Source organism: Eisenbergiella tayi (assembly GCF_001881565.1).
GTDB lineage: Bacteria > Bacillota > Clostridia > Lachnospirales > Lachnospiraceae > Eisenbergiella > Eisenbergiella tayi.
The window spans coordinates 304,078-327,514 of sequence record NZ_MPDJ01000003.1 but is presented as its reverse complement, the minus strand read 5'-3'; the positions used below and the strand labels follow the sequence as shown (position 1 = coordinate 327,514).

The following is a 23,437-nucleotide window of genomic DNA, read 5'->3' as shown; positions in this document are numbered from 1 at the left end:
CGGCAAGTACTTTTGGGACTGCCGTCCGGCCCGGCATCCCTTCCTTCCCTCCGCCGGCTATGCAGGGTTTCCTGTAAGGGGCGTATAAACTCGCCGGTCCTTAGGCCGCGTCCTTTGCGGCCTTAGTACCGCTGCGTGTTTATCCGAGCGAAAGCGTCTCCTGTAAGGATCCCTGCATAGCCGGCGGAGGGAAGGAAGGGATGCCGGGCCGGACGGCAGTCCCAAAAGCACTTGCCGGAGGGGACAGGGACATATGCGGAGTTTGAGTCATTAACCGATAAAGCGGCCTGATAGTATACTATCAAACCGCTTAATCCCAAATACCGCCTTGCGTAAATTCCTATGCGCTGATATCCGAATTTACGTAATGCGGTACTTAAAACTCCCCGAGTAGGGCTCGAACCTACAACAACTCGGTTAACAGCCGAGTGCTCTACCATTGAGCTATCGAGGAATATATTATTGGTGGTTTTCTGCCACTAAATATGATTATAGTTTCCAGTATTCCCCTTGTCAATAGCAGATATTCACTTTTTCTGTCAGTTTGCCAAGTTAATTATACTGTTTCCCCTGCGAATGCCCTGAAGATGCCGCTTCAGCGGCTCCGATGCCGTACATCACGTGTACGGCACGGCCTTGACATTAATCCGTTTATTTCCCTTTCAATCCTTCTTCCAGCCTGTCCAGAGGAAAAGGCGGCATCGCCAGCGGCTTCACCGCAATAGACATGAGCATGGCCGGATTATCATCAGCCGCTATTCTGTTGGAGCTCAGAGTGCCGCATAACCGGCACCTGTGTATAATAGCCCATTCCCCGTTTTTACGCACCCATACGCTCACCGGATCCATTATTCCCTTACACAGGGACGCCCTGTCTCCCGGCTCATTATCCACATGAACACTGCAAAGACATTTGGGACAATGGTTTCTGTGCATACTCCCCGCTCCGTCCGGCGCTGCCGGATTGCCGCACACCTGACAGACAAAGCTTTCCATACATGGATTATGTCTGTAATCAATCCGTGTCCGCCTCATTTTAGCCGGCATCCCATCCGTCTCTTCCTTCATCATCTGATAAACATCAAACCGTTCCCGCCTTATACGTTTTTCCCGCAGCGCTTCCAATACCCTGCAGCCATCCTCATGTGTATGGGAACAATCCGCAAACCTGCATTCTTCCGCCAATTCTGTGATTTCCGGAAAAACAGCCCCGAGCTCTTCTTCTGTCATATGAGACAGCGCCCAGTCCCGGAAGCCCGGCGTATCCGTCAGCAATGTCCCGTCTGTCCCCGCATACAGATGCGCGGTATTCGTTCCGCCCGCAGGGCCTTCCATCCCTTCTATACCATCTGACGCCTGCAGTATTCCCCGGATCAGCGTTGTCTTTCCGCAGCCTCTGTCACCGGCTATCACCACGCTTTTTCCCTTTACAGCATTAATCAGCTCCTCCTGTGGTTCCCGTGCGGATCCCACATATACAAAATTCCCCGTCTTCCTGTAAATATCCAGTTTCTCATATAAAAGCCCCTGCGCGCTCTCCTTCACCAGATCCCATTTGCTGATAAAAAAGCCTGCCTCCATACCGGCCCGTCTCGCCGCCGCAGCCGCCATTTCCAGATATCCGGCCTGATAAAGAAGATAATCCGCACTCACTACGGCAACAAGGCAATCTGCATTGACTGCAATCCTGATATCATCTCTGCCTTCCTGCTGCTGTTTTCCTTCCCTTCTTTTCCCCTGCCTTCGGTTTCCGCGGTATAATTCCGTACTGCGGGGCAGGATTTCAATCAGACGATACTGCTGTGCCGATACCTGTTCTACAATCACCCGGTCACCCACTGCCGTTTCCAGGCTGTTTTCACCGCCGGGCAGCATACACACAATTTCCTTTCCTTCCAGCAGCACCAGAGCCTGTTTATTCCCGATCCGGGCAACAAGCCCCTGCTGCCGCTCTTTTTGTCCCTCAAGGTTCCCCCATTCCGCTTTATTCTTTTTTCTTTTCATGAAAATACATCCTCTCTGCCGTCAAACTGTTACTATTATGAGGCTATTATAGGTACCGGCTTAACTCCTCCGCAACCGATTTGATATTTCTGAAAAGAAAAGGCGGCTCTCACAGAGAATATCCGGCAAATTTATAGCCGCCTTGAAAAAACCATAGTCCATCAGACAGGGGACAGCCCACAGAGCTGTCCCCTTATCTTCCGTCATGCGGAACCCTCCCGACACCGGGCAATGATCTTCTGAATACTCTTCGGAGAAAGATAATAATCCTCAGACAGATGGGAAACCGGCACTCCTTCCCTGTATCTGCGATATATTTCCCTGTTTCTCACCTGGGTCTCCTTTTTTCTGTCGGTGTTTTCCCCCCAGGCCTTCCGGTTCATTTCCTTCCGCGGAATATAAAGATATTCTCCGTCCACATAATTCTGTATCAAATCTATTAATTCTTCCGGCAGTACATCTGCCGCTTTTTTATAGCTCATCATGCTCTCTCCTTTTTGTTTTGTCAGGAATGAGCAAAGGCTATACAAGTATCATTTTTATTCTTCTGAAAATGTTACACGACAGCCTTTGCTACGCATAACAAAACACACCGGAAAGACTTGATTTCTTCATGAAAATTTTCTCCTTTTTCTGTTTTTGACTTAAAATATTCCGTTTTCTTAATTTTACCGGACAAAAAAGAAGCAGAAACCCCTGCCATTCGGAGTTTCTGCCTACTATAAGCGATAATCAAAAAGAAGCCCGCCGTTTTCCCAAACAGCATCCTGAATTCATCCATCCGCAAAATAAGTACAACAAAAAGCCCTCATGACCTGAGAGTCTCTGATTTTATTGTCTCCCATTTTATCGAACAGACGACATCCACACACCTCCTTTTAAAACATGAATTCATTATAACAGATGATTTTCCGCCCATCAACCCTTTTTCCACCCCTGCCGGCTTTTTTCCCGCTTTTTCCTTCCCGGCGCCTTTATCTCTGATGACAATTCCTGCACGAAGGAAACCAAAAGCATCAAAAGCTTTTTAGCACTATCTTAACCTCAAAAACCATCCTTTTTTTATAATAAGTGCTATAATTCAGGTATAAGAAAAAGACGTAATAAAGAAAGAGGTGTTACTATGACAGCGGGGATTCTCATAGGAGCCATTATTGCAATTGTCTGCGGAAAATTTCTTTTGACCTTTATTACAATTTACAAAAATTCCTTTACAATCGGAAAGGACTCCTGAACAAGCAGCGGCGGCCAGGCTCTTCTGACCGTCATCGTCCAAGAAAAACAGGGCGGCCAGTATTGGCCGCCCTGTCACAGTTTCAAAATCAGTCTTCGTCATCCGCTTCACTTGCCGCAACGGCCGAAACAACGGAAGAAACCGCCGCAACAACTACTGCAACAATAATAATCAATAACATACCGCCCATCAAAAGCAATATTTCCATCTATCGACATCCTCCATATCCATTCAATTAGTACTGGCCTGCGGCATTTCGTGAATGCCTGTCCGCTTTTGTTATTATAGCACACAGCAGCCTATCCTACAAGCAAAAAGACTCCGGTTTACCCGGAGCCTTAATAACAAATCTGCAAAAATACGTTTTCTGTCTTATGCAATTTTGGATTTAGCCACTTCTGCAAGAGTTGTGAATCCTTCTGCATCATTAACAGCCATTTCTGCCAGCATCTTTCTGTTCATATCGATACCAGCCAGCTTCAGGCCATACATAAATTTGCTGTAAGATAAACCATTCATTCTTGCCGCTGCATTGATACGTGCGATCCACAGCTGTCTGAACTGACGCTTTCTCTCTTTACGTCCTGCGTAAGAAGAGGTAAGAGCTCTCATAACAGACTGCTTTGCTACTCTGTACTGTTTGGATCTAGCTCCTCTGTAACCTTTCGCAAGTTTTAATACCTTGTTATGTTTTCTTCTGGCATTCATGCCGCCTTTAATTCTTGCCATCTCTTAATTTTCCTCCTTACGACTTATAAATACGGTAATATCTTCTTCATATTCTTAACATTGGTTGCATCCGTAATAGCCGGCTTTCTGAGATTTCTTTTTCTCTTTGTGGATTTCTTCGTTAAGATATGGCTCTTGTAAGCTTTGGATCTTTTTAACTTACCGGTTCCGGTAACTTTAAAACGTTTTGCAGCTGATCTGCTTGTCTTCATTTTGGGCATAACAAAATCCTCCTATACTCATTATCCTGAAAATCTATTTTAACTGTACGTATTAACGCTTTTCAGTTAAAAACATGGTCATAGTACGTCCTTCCACCTTGGGAGCCTTTTCCACTACTGCCACATCTGCCAGCATCTGGGCAAAATCATCCAGAATATGTTTACTCTTGGACATATGAGCCATCTCACGTCCGCGGAAACGCAGGGTAACCTTTACCTTGTTTCCTTTGGTGATAAACTTCTTCGCCGCGGTAACCTTGGTGTTCATATCATTCGTATCGATATTGGGAGACATACGGATTTCTTTAATCTCGATTGTCCTCTGTTTTTTCTTTGCTTCCTTTTCCTTACGTGCAAGCTCATATCTGTATTTCCCGTAATCCACTATTCTACATACGGGCGGCTTTGCCGTAGGCGCGATCTTAACCAAATCAAGGCCTGCTTCTTCCGCTATCTTCATAGCATCCTTAGAAGACATGACGCCAAGCTGAGAGCCATCCTCTCCTATCAAACGTATCTCCCTGTCTCTGATCTGTTCGTTAATTAATAATTCGCTAATTGTTTTGCCCTCCTAAGAAACAAACGGATCCGCACTTTCCGTGCGTCCTCAATTAAAAGATAAATAAACTGCCTGCGGCCGGACTTCCCTGCCGCCTGATCTGCGGATGCCGCGCCATGCGGTACATCCTGACATCCAAAAAAAGTGGATAGTCAGACTATCCACCTAAATTCCCTAAATCCATGCAGTTTCCTGCCGGTTTACTGAACCTATGAACACCTATGAGCCCGATTGCTATAGGGTGAGAGTGGATACTCTGCTTGCATGTAATGTACTCACGTACTTGAATACTCTATCATATCCACCCGGTCATGTCAACACATTTTCCGAATTTCATGTTCTGAATTTCATGTTCTGAATTTTCTGAATTTCATGTTTAAAACTACATGTCAAATAAGTAATTACACTGTAGATTCACCTGACTGCAAGCAGGCTGCTCAATTGCCGGAATTATTCAGGAAAGCCTCCGCATTATCCATTGTGACTTTATAATAGGGAAGATAAATATATTTTCCGTTCTCAAACTCGATTTCCTCCAGGCCTTCCCCTGAAACAAGCGAAACCGCCAGCTTTGCCATTGCCGCAGCCTGCCCTTCCTTATCATTATACACGGTTCCGGACAATTTAGATTCCAGGACGGCTTTCAGCCCCGCATCCGTACCGTCTATCCCAAAAAACACAGGCAGGGCGGATTCCGTAATATTCAGCTTCGCATAAGCGTCAATGGCTCCCAAAGCCATATCGTCATTGTTCGCCAGGACAAGCTCAATCTCATTGGAATGCTGGCCGATCATCTGCATCATCCGGTTCTGGGCCTGTGCACGGTTCCAGTTGGCTATTCCGTAGCTCAGTTTTTCAAGCTCAATTCCATTATTTTTCAGCGTATCCACCGCATTTTCCGTCCGGATAATGGAATCCTGATGCCCCGGCTCTCCTTCCAGCACCACATACTGAATCTTCCCGTCCCTGTTGCGGTCCACCCGACTGTCCGAATGTATCAGCTCCGCCGCCAGCTCACCCTGCATCACCCCCGACTGCTTCGCATCCGCACCCACATAATAAAGCTTTTCCCACTGCATCATATCCTCTGCAACAGGTTCCCTGTTAAAAAATATGACAGGCACATCATTTTCCCTTGCCAGATCAATGATCTCCGAGGGGTCGGCCCGATCCACCAGATTGATGCACAATACATTACTCCCCTCATCTATCAGTGCCTTCACCTGATCGTTCTGGGTGCGCTGGGAGCCTGCCGCATCCCGGACCGTCACCGTTGTCTCCATTCCGTCCCCCGAAAATCCATTCAGCTGTTCTTTGAGACAGTCAATCAATTCCCCGATAAACACGTCGCCGCCATCGTAACTTGCCACTCCCACATAGACCTTATCAGGCGCGGCCGGCTGCTTACCGCAGGCGGCAAGAAGAAGCGCTCCTGACAGGACGAGCATTCCTGCCGTATATTTTTTTGCCTTCATGATACCCCCTCGTTTTACCCTGCCATTCTACTGGCTCATTGTAAAAATAATCTCCTGATTTTCCCTGGAAAACAGGTTATCTCTTCGGATAACGTTATAGGAAACCATCCGATCCTGCATTTTGTGCAGATAATGTGTGAGACTCTCCGCCGCCTCTTTCAGACTCTGGTAGCCTACATTAAACTCATCGGGCACCACCAGGCAGCCCACGATGCCCGTATCAAGGTAATAAACTGCTTCCGTGGAATTCCCGATCCCATACACCAGCGCACCATGCAGATTATTCGCAGCGGCATATTCACCCGCCATGGTAAGGCTGTTGTCATCCAGGGCAATCACTAAATCCACAGCAGGCTGGCTGTCCAAAAGAGCTTCCCCCTCTTCCGAAAAGGGCGCCGCCGCAGACCAGCTGATGCTGGCATCCGTATGTTCCATGGCATCCGTAAATCCCCTTCTCCGTTCGATGGCCGCGCGTGAATCCCCTGTTTTGGAAAATATGCCCAGAGTCTTTCCGCTCAGATTTCCGTTATAATCCTTCAGGAGCTCCTCCGCCAAAGCAGCTCCCAGGGCATAATTATCCGGTCCCACCACCGGAAGCAGGGATTCCTCACCTTCTTCAGATGCCGCATTCCCTATCAGCATCACGGGAACCCGGTTTCCCATTTTCCACAGCATTTCTTCCGAGCCCGGAACAGGCTGCACGATGATCGCATCCGCCCCGTTATCAATTTCCCTTTCTATCAGGCTCTTTTCCTCTTCCACAGTTAACGTGCTGCCGGTACTGACAATAAACATCCTGACATCCATATCCTCCGCCGCCATTTTCAGCCCGTATTGAAAGGCCGCCCATTGGGTGTCCTCCGAATCCTGGATTATCACGGAAATCTTATCCTGTTCCTTTCCGTTCCTCTCCCGCACCATAATAAAAGCCACGGCAATCACCATGACTGCCAAAAGGGTTTCCGTAAGAAAAAACATTTTTTTGTTGTTCTTCATCTCCACCTGCCCCAGAACGTATTTTAAACTTACTCGTAACTGCCCTGTCCCCTCACAGCCGCAATTACTCTACGTATCTTTGTTATTCATTTCTTCCCGGTTGAATATATGTCCCATCTCCAGAATCTTCCTGTTTTCCTCCGTATACGGCACTGCCGGAAGAAAGACGGAGACAGTGGTCCCCTCGTCCGGCTCACTTTCCACCCGGAGCCCAAATTCCTTTCCGAAAAGAATCTGAACCCGGTTGTTTACATTCACAAGGCCAACCCCGGAACCATGCTTACGTACTCTGCTGCTGTCCGTAAGCAGGAAGCGCACCTCTTCCTCCGACATCCCGATTCCGTTATCTTCTACTGACAGAACAATACTGCCTTCCCTGAGTCTCCCTGTCACCTTTATTTCCCCGCAGTCATCCATACCGCTGACCCCATAATTGATAGCGTTTTCAAGGATTGGCTGCAAAACCAGCTTTACCGTACAATAGGAACAGATATCAGGCTCTACGTCAAATACAACGGAAAATGAATTTTTATACCGTACCTTCTGTATGTTCATATAGCTTTCCGCATGCTGCAGTTCATCCTTCACACTGATCACCGTTCGTCCCTGGGACAGGCTGATCCGGAAAAGCTTTGCCAGCTGGGAAATCATAAATACGGCCTCGTCATTGCGTCCGCCTTCCACCATCCACGTAATGGAATCCAGCGTATTGTATAAAAAGTGGGGATTGATCTGGCTCTGCAGCGCATCCAGTTCACTTCTTCTTCTTTCATTCTGCTCCTGGACAATCTCCTTCATAAGAACTTCAATCTTTTCATAAGAGCTTTGAATCGAATGTCCCAGATACCTGATTTCCGAGGAACCGCCGATATAAATCTTCGGCTTTCCCCCCGCCTCATATCCCATAACCGAATCATTCAGCCTGCAGATAGGGCTGGATATCCTTACCGAAACCACACGGTAAATAATGACCAGCGTAATTACCATCAGCAGCATGAGCATAACAATAAAATACCGGACATTAATCATTCCATGAGTGAATGTGGAATCAGGAATCACCCCCACAAGCTTCCAGCCGGTATAGCTTATGGTATTTACAATCACCGTCCTGTGCTCCCCTTCAAAGGTTTCGTCACAGACACCGTCTCTGTACTTTGCGGCGACCGCACTGTTTTCACTTGCGATCCCGTCGCTTATCTGTATCTGGCGCGGATGATAGATAATCTGCCCGTTGCTGTCACACAGATAGTAATACTGCCCGTTATTTAATGCATTGATCTGTTTCATCATACGGGAAATGCTGAAATAATCCATATCCACAAGCAGAACCCCTGTCTGCGGCTCCCCGTGATCGGAAAATTCCGCAAACCTGCTCAGTGAAATCACCCAGTAATAACGTAAGGTACCGTCATCGAACAGATTCTGGATATGAGGCGTGGAAAAATGCATATTCTCCATTTTGCCCATAGCCTGTATATACCAGTCCTGCCTGGTGACATCCGGATCCTCCTTCTGGCGCGCAACCGGCTCCGCCGCAATCAGGCTCCCGCTCCCGTTATATATGGCAATGCTGCGCAGATTGCTTTTATTGGCTTCATACAGAAGATCCATTCCTTTCTGAATGGCATCACTCTGATAAGAGAAATCATTCTCTTTTATGACATTATAATAAACCGCATCCGAAATCTGCCGCATGCTTACCAGATAATCCTCCAGATTTTCCCCGGCCTGCTCCATCAGCTTTTCCGTACTGTGTATTGTATTTTCCCGGGACAGGGCGGAAAACCTGCTGTACATCACAATGCCCAGGATCAGCATGATCGAAATGGATATGACGGAAAACACCAGCATGATCGTAGACTGTATCCCTCTGGGCCTGAAAATTTTAAATTTACGGAAATATTTATTTTTCACATGAGCCGTGCTCCATTCTGTATTTGGAAGGGGATACACCGAACCGCCTCTTAAATACATAGCTGAAATAATTGGGATCGGTATAACCAACGTTCTTCGCTATTATATAGCTTTTTTCATTTGTTTCAATCAGCATCCGCGATGCCCGTTCCATACGGTATTCCGTCAGATAGCCGATAAAAGAATTCCCTGTCTCCTTTTTAAAAACGGTAGAAAAGTAAGAATTGGAAACACCCAGCATCTCACAGATATTATCCAGAGAAATTTCTTCGTCCGAATAATGGCTTGCCACATATTCTTTTGCCCGGAATACAAAGGACTGCGTTGATTTGCTTCTTGCGCTGATCAAGGTTTCCCGGAGCAAAAGGCAGATATCAATGAGCCATTTTTCCAGCGCCTCCGGCTCCAGATCCAGAATCCGTATATACAGATTTCTGATATTCCCCGTAAATTCCGGAACCTCAATATCATTATTGACAGCGAACCGGTACAGCGCGCTTATCAGATCCATAAGATCAATATGATACTGCTGCAGGGATTTGGCCGGATAGGATATATGGTTCAGATACCGTCTGGCCGCTTTGATAATATCCTCGTCGGAATTCAGCCGGATCATGCCGAAGAGGTTAAGCAGCTCCGCATCGAGAGTCCCGTCGGATTTGCTCATTTCCTTCGGCGCAATCTCCTTCATGTTAATGGCCCTGGAAACGCCATAGATAACACGGTAAGAAACAGCCTCCCTCGCGCTGCTGTAGGACTGCGCCAGACCGGTAAGCCGCCCGCAGACCTGTCCGATTCCCACGGTGACAACAGCGCCGATGATACGCTGGGCATACCTGCAGAACCTGTCACATTCATCCGTCAGCTCCGGAACCTCATTTTCACTCTTCAGCTGTGCGATCAAAACCGTGTTCTCAAGATAGGAAAAGCATTTCGCCTGCCACTTCTCTCCCAGATGCTCCCTTGCCTGCCTCTGGACAGACGCTGCCAGAAGCAGAGGATTCATATTCTCCGGCACCCGGCTGGATGAAGTGTGAACCACAAGACAGCAGTAAAACGGCCCTTCAAAAGAAACCTGATAATCGGAAAGATACCTGGAAATCTCCTCCTCCCGCAGCCTTCCTTCGATCAGGGTAGAATAAAAATTAGCCTGCAGAAACGGCAGAGACTCCATATAATATTTCTGCAGCACCGCCACATTCCGTTTTTCACTGATTTCCTGATCCAGCTTTATTTTCAGCTGCGTGAATACATTAATGAGCTCCGTTGAATTAACCGGCTTCAGAATATATTCCTCCACCTCCAGATGAACGGCCTCCTTCGCATATTCAAACTCATCAAAACCCGTAAGGAACAAAATCTTGGTCGTGGTAAATTCCGCCTTTATATTCTTCGCCAGCTCCATACCGTCCATATAAGGCATCTTAATATCCGTCAAAACCACATCCGGCTGAAATTCCTCCACCATTTCCAGCGCCTTAACGCCATTATTGGCAAATCCGATCACAGAGAAGCCCAGCCCTTCCCAATTAATTTTCCTCCTGATGGCCTGAAGCACCTCTTCCTCATCATCCACCAGAAGCACCGTATATGTATCCATACCTATTCTCCATTCATCAATCCGGGCTCCGCTTTCCAATATCCTAATTATAACAAATGCCCAAAGCTATGTAAATGTACACCCCATATATCGCATGCCCCATATATCATACCCCTACATCAGCAAGCCGCCATCCCCTCCCTAACTCATCTCTCCCCCCTGCTCTTCCCGATCCGCTTCCCACGCCCTGCTCTCCCGCCCTACACAGCCTACCTGTTCCCGGAGCCCTGTGCGTCTGCCATCGTTTCCGTCCGGCGGCCCTCCCCCGTTCCCTCCTGCGGGCGGCGGCTCTGCAAGGATTCCTGTAAGGGTCGTATAAACACGCCGGTCCTTAGGCTGCGTCCTCTGCAGCCTTAGTACCGCTGCGTGTTTATCCGAGCGAAAGCGCACCCGCACAGGAACCTTGCAGAGCCGCCACCCGCAGGAGGGAACGGGGGAGGGCCGCCGGACGGAAACGATGGCAGACGCACAGGGCGCCGGGAACCCCACCACCACGAAAAGAGCCAGAAGGCCTTCTGACTCTTTTTTGCGGCATAAACCACTATTTTTTCTGAACATACTTCAGACAGTCAAGGGTTACTGCAGTAATGATGATAATGCCTTCAAATACGAACTGAAGGTTTGTATCAATGCCAAGGATAGTAAGGGAATATATGAGCACGGTGAAAATCAATACACCGACTACCACGCCCGAAATCTTTCCGATACCGCCGGTAAAGGATACACCGCCGACCACGCAGGCCGCGATTGCATCCATTTCCCAGCCCTGCCCATAGGCTGCGGAACCGGAGCCTACCATTCTTGCACACTCAAGCCATGAGCCGAAGCCGTAAAGAATACCTGCCAGGATGAATGCCCCCATGGTTACGGCGAATACGGAGATACCTGAAACGGATGCCGCCTCCGGATTCCCTCCCACCGCGTACAGATTTTTACCAAAGGTGGTTTTATTCCAGATAAACCATACAATGACGATGGCCGCTACCGCCCAGAGAATAATTGTAGGGAAGCCATTGAGCCTGGGGATAATCATTTTGGGGATCGACGGCTCTATGGCGCCGAAGGACACCCCTTTGGTAGCATAGGTAACGAGGCCGAAAATCACCAGCATATTGGACATCGTGGAGATAAAGGGATGCATTTTAAATTTGGCTGTAAAGAATCCGCCGATGGCTGTAAAGAATGTGCACAGGAGAATACACATTACCAGGGCAAAAATCACTCTCAAGCCGACAGGCATGCCCGTAAAGTCAAATACATGTCCGAAAACAGCACCCGTATTGATACCCTGATGCATGATGATGGTTGCCGTCGTCATGCCCATACCGACCATACGCCCGATGGAAAGGTCCGTGCCGGTAAGGAGAATCAGGCCTGCAACACCGAGGGCAAGAAACATTCTCGGAGATGCCTGCTGCAGTATATTTAAAATATTGTTATAAGTCAGCAGCGGAACATGCTTTACAATGGGAGTTGCTATACACAGCCCGATAAAAATCAGGATAATCGCTATATACAGACCATTCTGCAGCAGAAATGTCCTGCGGTTAAAGGTGTATTTATAATTTTCCCATTTCTGCGCCCGTTTCTGCATAAACGTAAATTTAGATATACGCAGCATATCGATCAGATGATATTTCCAGACAAGAGCCGCATGTCTTCTGTCCTTTATCTGCGCCAGTTCCTTATCCAGCTCCATTTTCGCATCAAAACGGCGGTTCTTATACACATACTTTTCGTTCTTTATTTCCTTGCGATCGGTAAGCTTCGCAAGCGTTTTCTTATGCTCCTGCTCCAGCAGAGCCATATTATCCGCATGTTTTCTCTTTACAAGCATTTTTTCCTGTGCACAGCTCTGTTTCACCGCCTGGTAGTAGTCCTTGTCAAAATGCTCGTTCAGATAAGACTCCGCCTTCGAAATCAGCTTGGAAACCTCTTCCTTATTCTTCGCTTCCACCGCTTTCGCTTTATCCATGGAAGCCTTAAGCTGTGCAGTCCTCGACGCCTTCTCTTCCTTCGAAAGGCCATGGTCCCTCTTCACTCCGTCTATTTCGCTTTGAAGAGAAATTACCTTATTTGAGCCATCCTCTCTGAGACTGTCAATCTTTTCCTGAATCTCACCCACATAATCCTCAATTGGCTTACGCAGCTGCATTTCCTGTTCCGCCGTAAGGGTTTTACTAATTTCATTATCCATATCACAATCTCCCCCATTATAGGTATTTAGCACTGAGTCTCAACAGCTCCTCCTGGTTTGTCTCTTTTGTATTGACAATCCCGGACAGACGGCCGTTTGACATAACACCAATACGGTTGGTAATTCCCAGAATTTCCGGCATTTCAGAAGAAACAACGATAATCGTCTTTCCCTGCTTCGCCATATTGATGATCAGTTCATATATTTCGTATTTTGCACCCACATCAATTCCTCTTGTAGGTTCATCCATCATGAATACCCGGGGTCCGCGCTCCAGCCATTTTCCAAAAATAACCTTCTGCTGATTGCCGCCGGAAAGGCTTGAAATCATATCATCCGGTCCCATACATTTGGTATGCATGATTTTGATTTCATTTCCGGTGGCCTTTATCATCTTTGCGTCAGAAAGCGCCACACCGGTCTTATACTGTTCCAGATTGGCAATCGTGGTATTAAAGGTAAGATCGCCCTTCAGGAAAAGCCCGTTGGCCTTACGTTCTTCGGTAATCATGGCGAAGCCATGCTCCATGGCCTCCCTTGCACTGTTAAAATTCATAAGGCGGTTGTTGAAGTATACCCGTCCTGCCGCTCTGGTGCGGACGCCGAAGATTGTTTCCAGAAGCTCCGTCCTCCCCGCTCCCACCAGGCCGTACAGCCCGAAGATCTCCCCTTCCCTTACATCAAAGGAGACATCCTGCAGATGAGGCTCAAATTTCGTAGACAGATTCTGGATGGATAAAATCACACCCTTGGGAACGTTGTCCACCGGAGGGAACCGATTATCAAGGGAACGGCCTACCATGGCAGCAATCAGCTCATTCATGTTCGCATCACTGGTGCTCTTTGTCATGACCAGGTTTCCGTCCCGGAGCACCGATATCTCATCACAGATTTCAAATATCTCATCCATCTTATGAGAGATATAAATCAGGGCGATTCCCTGTTTTTTCAACATCCTCATCATCTCAAAGAGCTTATCAACCTCCTGTACCGTCAGAGAGGATGTGGGTTCATCAAGAACGATCACTCTGGAATTATAGGAAATAGCCTTGGCTATTTCGCACATCTGCCTCTGTGACACAGACATATTCCTCATGGGCTGGGTCAGGTTGACCGTCATGCCCAGCTTTCTGAAAAGATCAGAGGCTTCCTTTTTCATTCTGCCTTCATCGACGATTCCCATGGAATTCACAGGATACCGCCCGAGGAACAGATTATCCACCACATTCCGTTCCAGGCACTGATTCAGCTCCTGGTGGACCATGGCAATTCCGTTTTCAAGCGCATCCTTGGGGCCGGAAAAGCTCACCTCCTTACCATTCAGGAAAATCGTACCCTCATCCTTCTGATATGTACCGAAAAGGCACTTCATCATGGTTGACTTACCGGCTCCGTTTTCACCCATAAGGCCCATGACGGTTCCGCTCTTTACATCCATGCTGATACGGTCCAGAACCCTGTTCCGGCCAAAGGATTTGCTCATGCCGCGTATTGATAAGACGATATCATCTTTCTTATCTGCCATAATTTTTACTCCTCTGTTATTAAAACGCCTGCTTCCCAAAAGAGGTTATTAGGGAGAATTTCTTCTCCCTAATAACCTGCCCGGCTTTCGTATCAACAAAAATTACTGATCGAGCAGGGATGTATAAGACGCTGCGTTGTCCGTCTTAACCATGTTGATTGCAAATGCATCATACTGGCTGGGGTTGCCCAGACGGTTGGTAATATTGGACTCTGTCTGTCCGTCGCCGCCGATGTAGTCAACATCAAGGTTGAGGAGCTTATCATACTTCTGAAGGAGCGGCTGATAGGTAGAGCCCAGGAAGTTATCGGATGAATTGTAGATATCCAGCCATACCTTCTTTGCAGGGCTTGTGCTCTCATCCAGCTGATTGGATACCGGCGCATAAACCATTGTGGAATCCATAAAATCCTTGTAGTTGTCAGAAGTAACGGCAACATTCAGTGCATAATAGGAACGTTCTTCTTCTCTGTATACATACACGTCTTCACTCAGGACATTTCCTGCCGCATCCGCAGTGGCGATACCTGTGTTGATATCAACTCCGTCAAGAGCGTTGCGCAGAACACGAAGTGTCAGATATGCCTGTACGTCCGCATGCTGGCTGATGGTTCCGCCATAGCCTTCTGCGATGGCTGCTACCGCATCACTGTTTGCATCATAGCCAAAGGTGGGAACTTCATTATCCTTGGACCATGCATTGAACATTGACATTCCCATACCATCGTTATTGGAAACAACAATATCAATCTGATCACCGAAGGAGGAGGACCATGTTCCTATGGCATTTCCTGCTGTGGCCGCATCCCATGTAGCGCCCGCGGAGTTCTTCATTTCCTGGGAAGCAAGCTCACGGACGATATACTGCTTTCCGTTTACCTCAAGGGTTCCGTCCTGTACCGCCGCTGCCGTGCCGTCCGTATTGGTTCCTACCGGCTCACTGTTGATATTTCCGTCCTTCTCAATTCCTGTGCCGAGAGCCTTGCGGACACCTCTTGTACGTGCGATGGAATCGTTATGGCCGATATCACCGATAGCCAACACATAGCCGATGATGCCGTCGCCATTACGGTCAATGGCGTCTATGTTCTGCTCGATATAATCTTTTACCATGGTCCCCTGGAGTTCCGCTCCCTGGTTGGCATCAAAGCCTACATAATATGTATCCTTGTTATAATTCAAAGCCGTCATATCAAGCTGTCCGGTGGCGCTGCTTGAAGGCTGACGGTTAAACCATACCAGCGGTTTATCCTTGTTTGCAACAGTTCCTCCATCAGCCGGTGCCGCTTCCGCGGGAGCGGATGTCTCCGTACCTGCCGCCGTCGTCTCTGTACCCGCAGCCGGTGACTCTGTCACTGCAGGCTTCTCACCGGAGCCGCATGCGGCCAGGGAAAGACTCAGCACTGCTGCCATTGCCATACAACCTAATTTTCTCTTCATATTTTTCTCCCTTCTGTTTGACACGTTTCCTTGTTGTTTGTCAATATCGATAGTTTATACAATATTTCGCCAATATTATATAGAATATTTTTTGATTTTCATTGAAAATTCTATTTTTTCAATAACACATGCTGCAAATACAACATTTTTATACTATTTTTATCGGCATATTTATCAATCAAGTTCAGCGCAACAAAAAAACGGCGGAAAAATCTGCAGCATTACAGACTTTTCCACCGTTTTCTGAAGCCGGTACCGGCTTCACATTATATTCTTATTTTTCTTTAAAGGTTGCACATGCTGTTTCTCTGCAGTCACATGCTCCGCATCCCTTTATATCAACATGCTCCGCATAGCATTTGTAATTTGTGTTGAATACACATTTTACCGCTTCACAGTCAATGCTGATAGTCCTGCAGGGATTCATGGAATTGGATGTGCTGTCCCCGCTTCTCTGCTTAAAGCTGTCGCAGCAGGTATCATCCTCCTGCTGTGCGCTTTTGCCGCCAACCATGATATCACCTTTGCAGCAACATCTGTCATTATTGTAGGTACAATTGTTTACTCCGCATTTTAATTCTGCCATTTCTGCTTGCCTCCTGAAATCAATTCAAACTAAACCCTGTTAGATGGTTCCAGAATTATTCTGTCTGATTTTCAGGAAAATATTCATGTTAATCCTTCACCCGGCTTATTGTCCGCTCCGCCGTTCCTGTCATCCCGCCCAGCTCCAGACGGTAAATATTAAACCAATAACGCTCCAGCAGGCAGCTGTCCGCCGTTTCCACCGAAAGGATACCCTCTTTGGCCCATTCTTTCAGAATATCCTCCCGGATCAGCCCGCTGCCTATAAACCACACCCGCTGGCCTTCCTGAAGCTTCTGCCGGATCCCTTCCATATCCTGTATGCCATGGATATCCGGAAACATTTCTTTTATCAAAGACTCCGGCTCGTTCCCATACAGCCAGCTTTCCTGATCCATATAGTAGCCCGCAACCGCCTGGACCTGGTCAAAATTAAAGATCACCGCATCCTCTTCCCCTATCCTGGAAAGCTCCTCCAATGTCCTGTCCATCTGTTCCTTTTTTAAAAATTCTCCTTTTGCAAAAGCAGAATAGTCCGCGGCCCCGACCAGACAGAGCAGAACCAGCGCCGGAACCAGCACCCTTTTTTTCTTCTGCCTGCTCAGCAAAGAAACGAAGCCGAACCAGAAGCAGCCCATGGAAGGCAGCATATACCGGTAAATGAACACCGGACGCATGAGAAAAGATACCGCAATGCCGAAAAGGGCTGTTCCTGCGAGGATACACAGGCCAAAAAAGGCATACACATCCTCGCCTGCCTTTTTTTCATCCTCTTTTCTTTTGAAAAAAGCCGCTGCCAGCAATCCCGCCAGCAGGACAAAAAGGAGTACAGCCAGCACGTAATCCGGCCACTGGTAGCCGGTGGAAGGCTTCAATACAAACTTCACGCAGCCTCCGAAGCAGCTTAAGGTAAGGGGCAGAATCCAATAATTCTCCCGTACCTGGGACACCTGCCCCACCGCGTCAGGAATCCACGGCAGATAAGCAAGGACAGAAATACCCACGCACAAAAGCCAGGTCAGCAGGCTTTTCGTCCTGGTATCTTTTTTCCTTACATACAACAGCACCGCAAGACCCACATACAGCACCGCAGCAGATACTGCGGCGAAATAATGGGTATAGGCGGCGCAGATTCCAAAGACCGTCAATGCGATCCAGTTCCTTTTCCCGCCGTTTTCCAGGATTGCCCCCGCATGAAAGAAAGCTGCCGTGATAAAAAACAACGCGAAACCGTACATTCTCACTTCTGTAGTATAGTTGGCCATCTGCGGCATGGCAAAGATACAGAAGGAAAATAGCCCGGCGCACAGCCAGCCATACCGTCTGCGTAAGAAGACAAGGGAATATCCCAGCAGCCCCAGATAAGGCAGCACCGACACGACCTTGCTTATAATCACCGCATTCGCGGAAGGCACAAAAAAGCGGCAGAAATCCACCGCTATTTTTACCAGAAGATAATAAAGCGGCGGATGCACATCCTTCACCGCAAGGGAAATCATGCGCCCCACCGGCTGGCTGATAAAGCCTTCCGTAAAAAGCTCGTCATACCATATATCGCTGCCAAAACACAGATACAGGCTGTATAATGCCATTGTGCAGGCAGCTGCAAACAGCAGGATCCCCGCCGTCTGCAGCCATGTTGTTTTTTCTTTATTCTTCATCTGTCCGTCTCCGTGATACAGGCGTCCGATGGACCGGCACTATTTCGCCTGCTGGCCATCCTCCGTAACCGTAACCTTACGGATTTCCTTCGTTCTGATTTCTTTGCATATGCAGTCGATGAACTCATCCAGGGCCTTCACACCCTCGTCCCCTGCAAAGCGGCTCCTTACCGATACCGTACCGTCCTCTTCTTCCTTCTGCCCCACAACCAGCATGTAAGGAAGCTTATCCAGTCTCGCCTGACGGATTTTGTATCCGATCTTTTCAGAACGGCTGTCCACCGTGCTCAGGATACCGTTATCCTTCAGCGCTGCATTCACCTTCTGGGCATATTCCTCGTATTTCTCAGAAATAGGAAGCACACGCACCTGTTCCGGACACAACCAGGTGGGGAACTTGCCTTCATGCTTTTCAATCAGCCAGGCCAGTGTTCTTTCATAGCATCCGATGGATGTCCTGTGGATGATATAAGGGCGCTTTTTCTCCCCGTCCGCATCAATATAGGTCATATCAAACCGTTCAGCCAGGAACATATCCAGCTGGATCGTGATCATCGTATCTTCCTTGCCGTATACGTTTTTAGCCTGGATATCCAGCTTAGGGCCATAGAAAGCCGCCTCGCCGTCTTCTTCGGTAAATTCAATGCCGATATGGTTCAGGATATCACGCATCATGTCCTGCACGTAATTCCAGGTTTCCTCATCCCCAAGATATTTCTCTTTATTGTTAGGATCCCATTTGGAAAGACGGTAGGTCACATCCTCCTCCAGCCCGAGAGTCGTCAGACAATATTTTGCCAGATCCACACAGCCGCGGAATTCCTCTTCAATCTGATCCGGCCTTACGATCAGATGGCCTTCGGAAATGGTAAACTGGCGCACTCTGGTGAGTCCGTGCATTTCCCCGGAGTCCTCGTTTCTGAACAAAGTGGATGTCTCTCCATAACGGCAGGGCAGATCCCGGTAGGATTTCTGGCTCTGCTTATACACATAATACTGGAACGGACATGTCATAGGACGAAGGGCGAAAATCTCATCATCCTTTTCCTCATCCCCAAGGACGAACATGCCTTCCTTATAATGATTCCAGTGATCGGAAATAATATACAGATCTTTTTTAGCCATCAGAGGAGTTTTTGTCCTCATATAGCCTCTTTTTTCTTCTTCATCCTCAATCCAGCGCTGCAGCGTCTGAATAATTTTAGCCCCTTTGGGCATCAGCAGCGGAAGCCCCTGTCCGATAACATCAACAGTAGCAAACAGCTCCATATCCCGTCCCAGCTTATTATGATCACGGTTTTTGATATTATCCAGGTATTCCAGATACTCAGCCAGCTCTTCCTTCGTATTAAAAGCAGTTCCGTAAATCCTCTGCAGCATGGCCCGGTTGGAATCCCCTCTCCAGTAAGCGCCTGAGGAAGAGGTGAGCTTGAAAGCCTTGATTCCTTTCGTGCTCATCAAATGAGGTCCCGCACATAAATCCGTGAAATCACCCTGGCTGTAAAAAGAAATTTCCGCATCCTCCGGAAGATCCCGGATCAGCTCCACCTTATAAGGCTCTCCTTTTTCTTCCATAAAAGCGATGGCTTCCTGCCTGGGAAGAGTGAAACGCTCCAGCTTTTCCCCTTTTTTGATGATTTTCTTCATTTCGGCTTCCAGCTTATCCAGATCCTCCCTGGAAAAAGGCTCGTGCTCAAAATCATAATAGAAGCCGTTTTCAATGCTGGGCCCTATCGCCAGCTTCGCTTCCGGAAAGACATGCTTCATGGCCTGTGCCAGCACATGGGATGCCGTATGGCGCACAACGGTAAGTCCTTCCTTGTCTCTCGCCGTCAGGATGGAAAGCTCGCAGTCCTCCGTCAGCACCGTACGCAGATCCTCCACCTTCCCGTTAACCAGTCCGGCGCAGGCCGCCCGTGCAAGCCCTTCGCTGATATCCCCTGCAATCTCAATAATACTTCTGCCTTCCTCATACTCCTTAAAGGATCCATCTTTTAATGTGATTTTCATTTCTCTTTGTTTTCTCCCTCGTCCTGTATCTTTTCTTTATCTTTTTCTCCCAGATTTATATCCGCACCCGCAATATACAGACCTCTCTTGATCGGCGCCCATATAAATCCGATGACAATTCCAAGCAAAAAGGTAACGCCCAGCAAAAGCCCCAGGTTCATATTGCTGAGTTTGCTCTCCGCAGTCATTTTTTCCTTAACCTTCCGGCCGCCTTCTGCTGTTATATTTTTGATTTCTTCCCAATCCAAATCGTTAACTCCGCGCATATAACACTCCTTTCTTAATCAGGAGGATTCTGCTTCCGCTATACCCCATTTCAGGCTTCGGCTAAAAAAAACGCCCCCCATATCTTATCCAGTCCGGCTGGGATATAAGGGACGAATACTCGCGTTTCCACCCTGATTGTCCTTTTGGTTTCCAATTCCAACGCAAAAATACGTTACATAGCTGTATTTTAGTCTACTTCATGCAGGATGTAAAGTACTTTTTGTTCCTGTATCCGCCGTCGTTCCTGTCTCCGCCGACAGACTGATGCTTTGCGCAACAGCCTCCGCCTGCTCACGGCTCACAGTCCCGGGCATGAATGCCATGCCGATAAATACCTTCAATTCCTTATCATAGGATAAAATACCTATCGTTTCCTGCTGCGGCACATCCGCCATCGCCCCCGGATGCTTATCGATTTCTCCCGGTTCCAGATACCATATATCCGCAATCCCTGTTTCCGCCGTATCTGTAGTTTTTACTGCCTCATAGGGATCCCAGTGAAAAACTGATGACAGCCGCAGTCCCGGATAAACCGTCTGATAATATTGTTCCTCAGGAATCGGATCTTCATAAGGATCAAATATATTAAAACCTATATATCCGATTAAGGTGTCCTTTTCATAAATAGAAAGCATAGAATAAAAATCACCGGGAACCAAATTTTCAACATCAGGCTTTCTGTTTTCCACCACCCAGTTTTCAGGCAAATTCACCTTCACATGAAAAGCCGAAGTATTATTTACCTTATCAATAAAAGGCAGCTTTTCCGGATTTGCCTCTTCATATGCAGGAAACGTAATGACCTCAGCCGGTTCCCTCTCTTCTGATGCTTCATTCACACTCGTTTCCCCATTCTTTTCATTCCCTGCTTTTTCATTGTTACAGCAGGTAAGTGAAACCATTAAAACAAATACCAGTACAATCAACTTAATTTGTTTCATTCCCCATCTCCATCTATTCTTTCCGTGTATATCAATTATACCAACAAAAACTTCTATAATCAGTCTAATTCCAATCAAATAAAAAGTCAAACCGCTTTGATTTGACCTTTTATTCTTTCATTTATTCAGTTAAGGCTAACGAATTGTTTTTAAATAACGAATATATTTAATAATCCAGTCAGATTTCCACCAGTTCTTACTGATACTCCACTCCTCCGGATAATCATAATCCTCCCACGACCAGGTAATCGCCCAGGTTCCATCCGGTTTCTGGGTATTTTCTATAAATTCACACTCATACGCACATATTTCCTGATTCTCCGCATAGAAATCGCTTGCCTTCGATCCGATTAAAGTTGACGGCTTACATACATATTCGGTGGCCCATATGGAGGTATCATAAGTAATGACATGCCGTATTTGCTGCTGAAGCAGGGCTCTGAATTCCGTTAAATCTATCAGCGTATCTGCAGAGTTTTCCTTCAAATACTCATAAAGCTTTACAAAGCAGGAAACATTTCCCACAGACTCCATCGGGAAATGCGCCTTAAAATAGCTGTAAGCCTCCTTTACAAGGGTACGGGCTAAGGTAAAGAGCCCGCTTTCCCGATCCGCAAATTTCAAAATAAACGTAATCAGACTTGCGGTTGGATTGTAAGATGCTTCAGCAGCAGGATCATAATCCCACCATGGGGCATGAGGAACGTTATTATTGGAAGCAATGGTATTAGCCCAGGTATGGCCGTCAAAATCCTTTTCGGAAGCTAAATATTGAAGGATTCCCTGAATAATAGGATGATCCTTTTCCTCCAATCCAACCTCTTTGATGATTTCCGTGGCGACCCATGTCTGGATCGGTGAAGAATCCGGATTCCAGCAATCAGGCTCCAGGGCATGGCCAAAGCCGCCATCTTCATTTTGATATGCCGCCAATGCAGTCAACACATCTTCTTTGCTGCCCCCTTCGAACAGATATTTCCATCGGGCAAGGTCCAATGGCCTCGCATTCTTGTAAACAAAGCTTCTGGCTTTATTATAATTCATAAAATATTCCTTTCCGTCTGACGATGCAGGTACTGTAAATTTATATTTGTATCACTCATCTATCATTGTCATTCTAAACCATTTTCTTTCGACTTTTGCGTTGTATTTTAATTCATACGAAGGAATTCCCTGCATAATAGCCTTTTGTATTTCACTGACCTCTTTTGAAAGTAAATCATGGCTGGCATACCATCCCAAAAAAATGGTCGGCTCTCCCCAGAACGATGAGCTTCCATTGCTGACACAAAACAAAGCGTATTGCGGAGACTTCTTTCCCCTCTTCATTTTCCCTGAGGACATAACCTTGTAGCACGTTGCTATCACATTCTCATTTGGAGATGATATAATGATTGTTCCTGTAACTTTTTGATTTTCCGAATTGTTATTTTGGGCAATTTCCTCAGACATAAGACTGTCTAAAGAAATATTTAGCTTACTTGAAAGAAGCAATAGCTTTTCAACCTCAGGATACCCGCCCCCCTGCTCCCATTTAGAAACAGCTTGTCTGCTAACATTCATTGTTTCCGCTAACTCTTCCTGTGAAAATCCTTTTTCTTTTCTTATTTTCTTCAAATTTTCTGCAAAACTCATAAAATACTGCTCCTTTCATATTTTATGGTTACAGTATAGATTCTCATTGCTGATTTATCTACCACCCCCTGTTTGCTTTTATGCAGCTTGAAGTTGCGAACCCCAAACCCCGGTACTAAGCGGAGGCCCAGACAGGGGCAGCCAAATCTTATAGTATATATTATCACCCCGGCATTTTTTATTGTATGATGTGATACCAAACAAGGAAGACATACCTTACTGTTCCATTTCTAATTATAAAGCCGAAGTCTCATCCGGTATTGTATAAAAACGACATGATACAATACTTATGTCCCGCTGCCCCGGCACAATTTATTTTATTGTACGGGGCAGCCCCTGCCTGCGGACACACCTGTTTACTTATCAGATATCCCCGGGAAACCGGAACATAATTCCATGGTTATGAAAAAAAGATAAATAATATGAAATAATGATGACTCTTGT

Annotated in this window: 20 protein-coding genes and 1 tRNA gene; all 21 read right to left on the bottom strand. The window is 47.0% G+C overall.

Going from position 1 to position 23,437, the window contains the following annotated elements:
• Positions 1 to 382 precede the first annotated feature (382 nt).
• The 21 genes from BLA28_RS12690 to BLA28_RS12585 all read right to left on the bottom strand — a co-directional run bounded on the left by BLA28_RS12690 (position 383) and on the right by BLA28_RS12585 (position 22,993).
• Positions 383 to 454 (bottom strand) — tRNA-Asn (locus BLA28_RS12690).
• Positions 455 to 651: 197 nt separating this feature from the next.
• Positions 652 to 2,004 (bottom strand): ribosome small subunit-dependent GTPase A, encoded by a 1,353-nt coding sequence (gene rsgA, locus BLA28_RS12685; RefSeq protein ID WP_069159017.1) that lies wholly within the window; start codon positions 2,002 to 2,004, stop codon positions 652 to 654.
• Between the two features lie 203 nt (positions 2,005 to 2,207).
• Positions 2,208 to 2,513 carry a CD3324 family protein gene (locus tag BLA28_RS12680; RefSeq protein ID WP_290127016.1) on the bottom strand — a complete coding sequence of 102 codons (306 nt, stop codon included), beginning with the start codon at positions 2,511 to 2,513 and terminating at the stop codon, positions 2,208 to 2,210.
• A gap of 1,097 nt (positions 2,514 to 3,610) precedes the next feature.
• On the bottom strand, positions 3,611 to 3,967 hold the full coding sequence (rplT, locus tag BLA28_RS12670) for a 50S ribosomal protein L20 (RefSeq protein ID WP_009250698.1): 357 nt from the start codon (positions 3,965 to 3,967) through the stop codon (positions 3,611 to 3,613).
• Positions 3,968 to 3,990: 23 nt separating this feature from the next.
• Complete coding sequence (rpmI, locus tag BLA28_RS12665; protein WP_009250699.1) at positions 3,991 to 4,188, bottom strand: 50S ribosomal protein L35; 198 nt, start codon at positions 4,186 to 4,188, stop codon at positions 3,991 to 3,993.
• Between the two features lie 52 nt (positions 4,189 to 4,240).
• Complete coding sequence (gene infC / locus BLA28_RS12660; protein ID WP_044971031.1) at positions 4,241 to 4,747, bottom strand: translation initiation factor IF-3; 507 nt, start codon at positions 4,745 to 4,747, stop codon at positions 4,241 to 4,243.
• A 437-nt stretch (positions 4,748 to 5,184) separates the two neighbouring features.
• Positions 5,185 to 6,222 (bottom strand): galactose ABC transporter substrate-binding protein, encoded by a 1,038-nt coding sequence (locus tag BLA28_RS12655; RefSeq protein ID WP_044971029.1) that lies wholly within the window; start codon positions 6,220 to 6,222, stop codon positions 5,185 to 5,187.
• 27 nt (positions 6,223 to 6,249) lie between these two features.
• Positions 6,250 to 7,218, bottom strand: a complete 969-nt coding sequence (locus BLA28_RS12650; RefSeq protein WP_069159015.1) for a sugar ABC transporter substrate-binding protein — start codon at positions 7,216 to 7,218, stop codon at positions 6,250 to 6,252.
• A gap of 69 nt (positions 7,219 to 7,287) precedes the next feature.
• Positions 7,288 to 9,132, bottom strand: a complete 1,845-nt coding sequence (locus tag BLA28_RS12645; RefSeq protein ID WP_069159157.1) for a cache domain-containing sensor histidine kinase — start codon at positions 9,130 to 9,132, stop codon at positions 7,288 to 7,290.
• Positions 9,122 to 10,732, bottom strand: a complete 1,611-nt coding sequence (locus tag BLA28_RS12640) for a response regulator (protein ID WP_069159014.1) — start codon at positions 10,730 to 10,732, stop codon at positions 9,122 to 9,124. The genes BLA28_RS12645 and BLA28_RS12640 overlap by 11 nt, the downstream gene beginning before the upstream one ends.
• Before the next feature lie 141 nt (positions 10,733 to 10,873).
• Complete coding sequence (locus BLA28_RS12635; protein ID WP_143131498.1) at positions 10,874 to 11,290, bottom strand: hypothetical protein; 417 nt, start codon at positions 11,288 to 11,290, stop codon at positions 10,874 to 10,876.
• Positions 11,274 to 12,929 (bottom strand): galactose/methyl galactoside ABC transporter permease MglC, encoded by a 1,656-nt coding sequence (locus tag BLA28_RS12630; RefSeq protein ID WP_069159012.1) that lies wholly within the window; start codon positions 12,927 to 12,929, stop codon positions 11,274 to 11,276. Before BLA28_RS12630 ends, BLA28_RS12635 begins: the two co-directional genes overlap by 17 nt.
• 16 nt (positions 12,930 to 12,945) lie before the next feature.
• Entirely contained in the window at positions 12,946 to 14,454 is a 1,509-nt protein-coding gene (locus BLA28_RS12625) for a sugar ABC transporter ATP-binding protein (RefSeq protein WP_009250707.1), read from the bottom strand.
• Between the two features lie 102 nt (positions 14,455 to 14,556).
• The gene (locus tag BLA28_RS12620; protein WP_069159011.1) at positions 14,557 to 15,894 is read right to left on the bottom strand and encodes a substrate-binding domain-containing protein; all 1,338 of its coding nucleotides are present in this window, start codon (positions 15,892 to 15,894) and stop codon (positions 14,557 to 14,559) included.
• 274 nt (positions 15,895 to 16,168) lie between these two features.
• Positions 16,169 to 16,480 carry a DUF1540 domain-containing protein gene (locus tag BLA28_RS12615; protein ID WP_009250709.1) on the bottom strand — a complete coding sequence of 104 codons (312 nt, stop codon included), beginning with the start codon at positions 16,478 to 16,480 and terminating at the stop codon, positions 16,169 to 16,171.
• Between the two features lie 88 nt (positions 16,481 to 16,568).
• Positions 16,569 to 18,140, bottom strand: coding sequence for a glycosyltransferase family 39 protein (locus BLA28_RS12610; RefSeq protein ID WP_069159010.1), 1,572 nt, complete (start codon positions 18,138 to 18,140; stop codon positions 16,569 to 16,571).
• Positions 18,141 to 18,179: 39 nt separating this feature from the next.
• Positions 18,180 to 20,150, bottom strand: a complete 1,971-nt coding sequence (thrS, locus tag BLA28_RS12605) for a threonine--tRNA ligase (RefSeq protein ID WP_016359871.1) — start codon at positions 20,148 to 20,150, stop codon at positions 18,180 to 18,182.
• Positions 20,147 to 20,416, bottom strand: coding sequence for a hypothetical protein (locus BLA28_RS12600; protein ID WP_044966591.1), 270 nt, complete (start codon positions 20,414 to 20,416; stop codon positions 20,147 to 20,149). Before BLA28_RS12600 ends, thrS begins: the two co-directional genes overlap by 4 nt.
• Before the next feature lie 198 nt (positions 20,417 to 20,614).
• Complete coding sequence (locus BLA28_RS12595; RefSeq protein ID WP_069159009.1) at positions 20,615 to 21,358, bottom strand: hypothetical protein; 744 nt, start codon at positions 21,356 to 21,358, stop codon at positions 20,615 to 20,617.
• A gap of 135 nt (positions 21,359 to 21,493) precedes the next feature.
• Positions 21,494 to 22,402: a hypothetical protein gene (locus BLA28_RS12590; RefSeq protein WP_069159008.1), complete on the bottom strand. Its 909-nt coding sequence runs from the start codon at positions 22,400 to 22,402 to the stop codon at positions 21,494 to 21,496.
• 51 nt (positions 22,403 to 22,453) lie between these two features.
• Positions 22,454 to 22,993: a helix-turn-helix domain-containing protein gene (locus BLA28_RS12585; protein WP_069159007.1), complete on the bottom strand. Its 540-nt coding sequence runs from the start codon at positions 22,991 to 22,993 to the stop codon at positions 22,454 to 22,456.
• Positions 22,994 to 23,437: the final 444 nt, after the last annotated feature.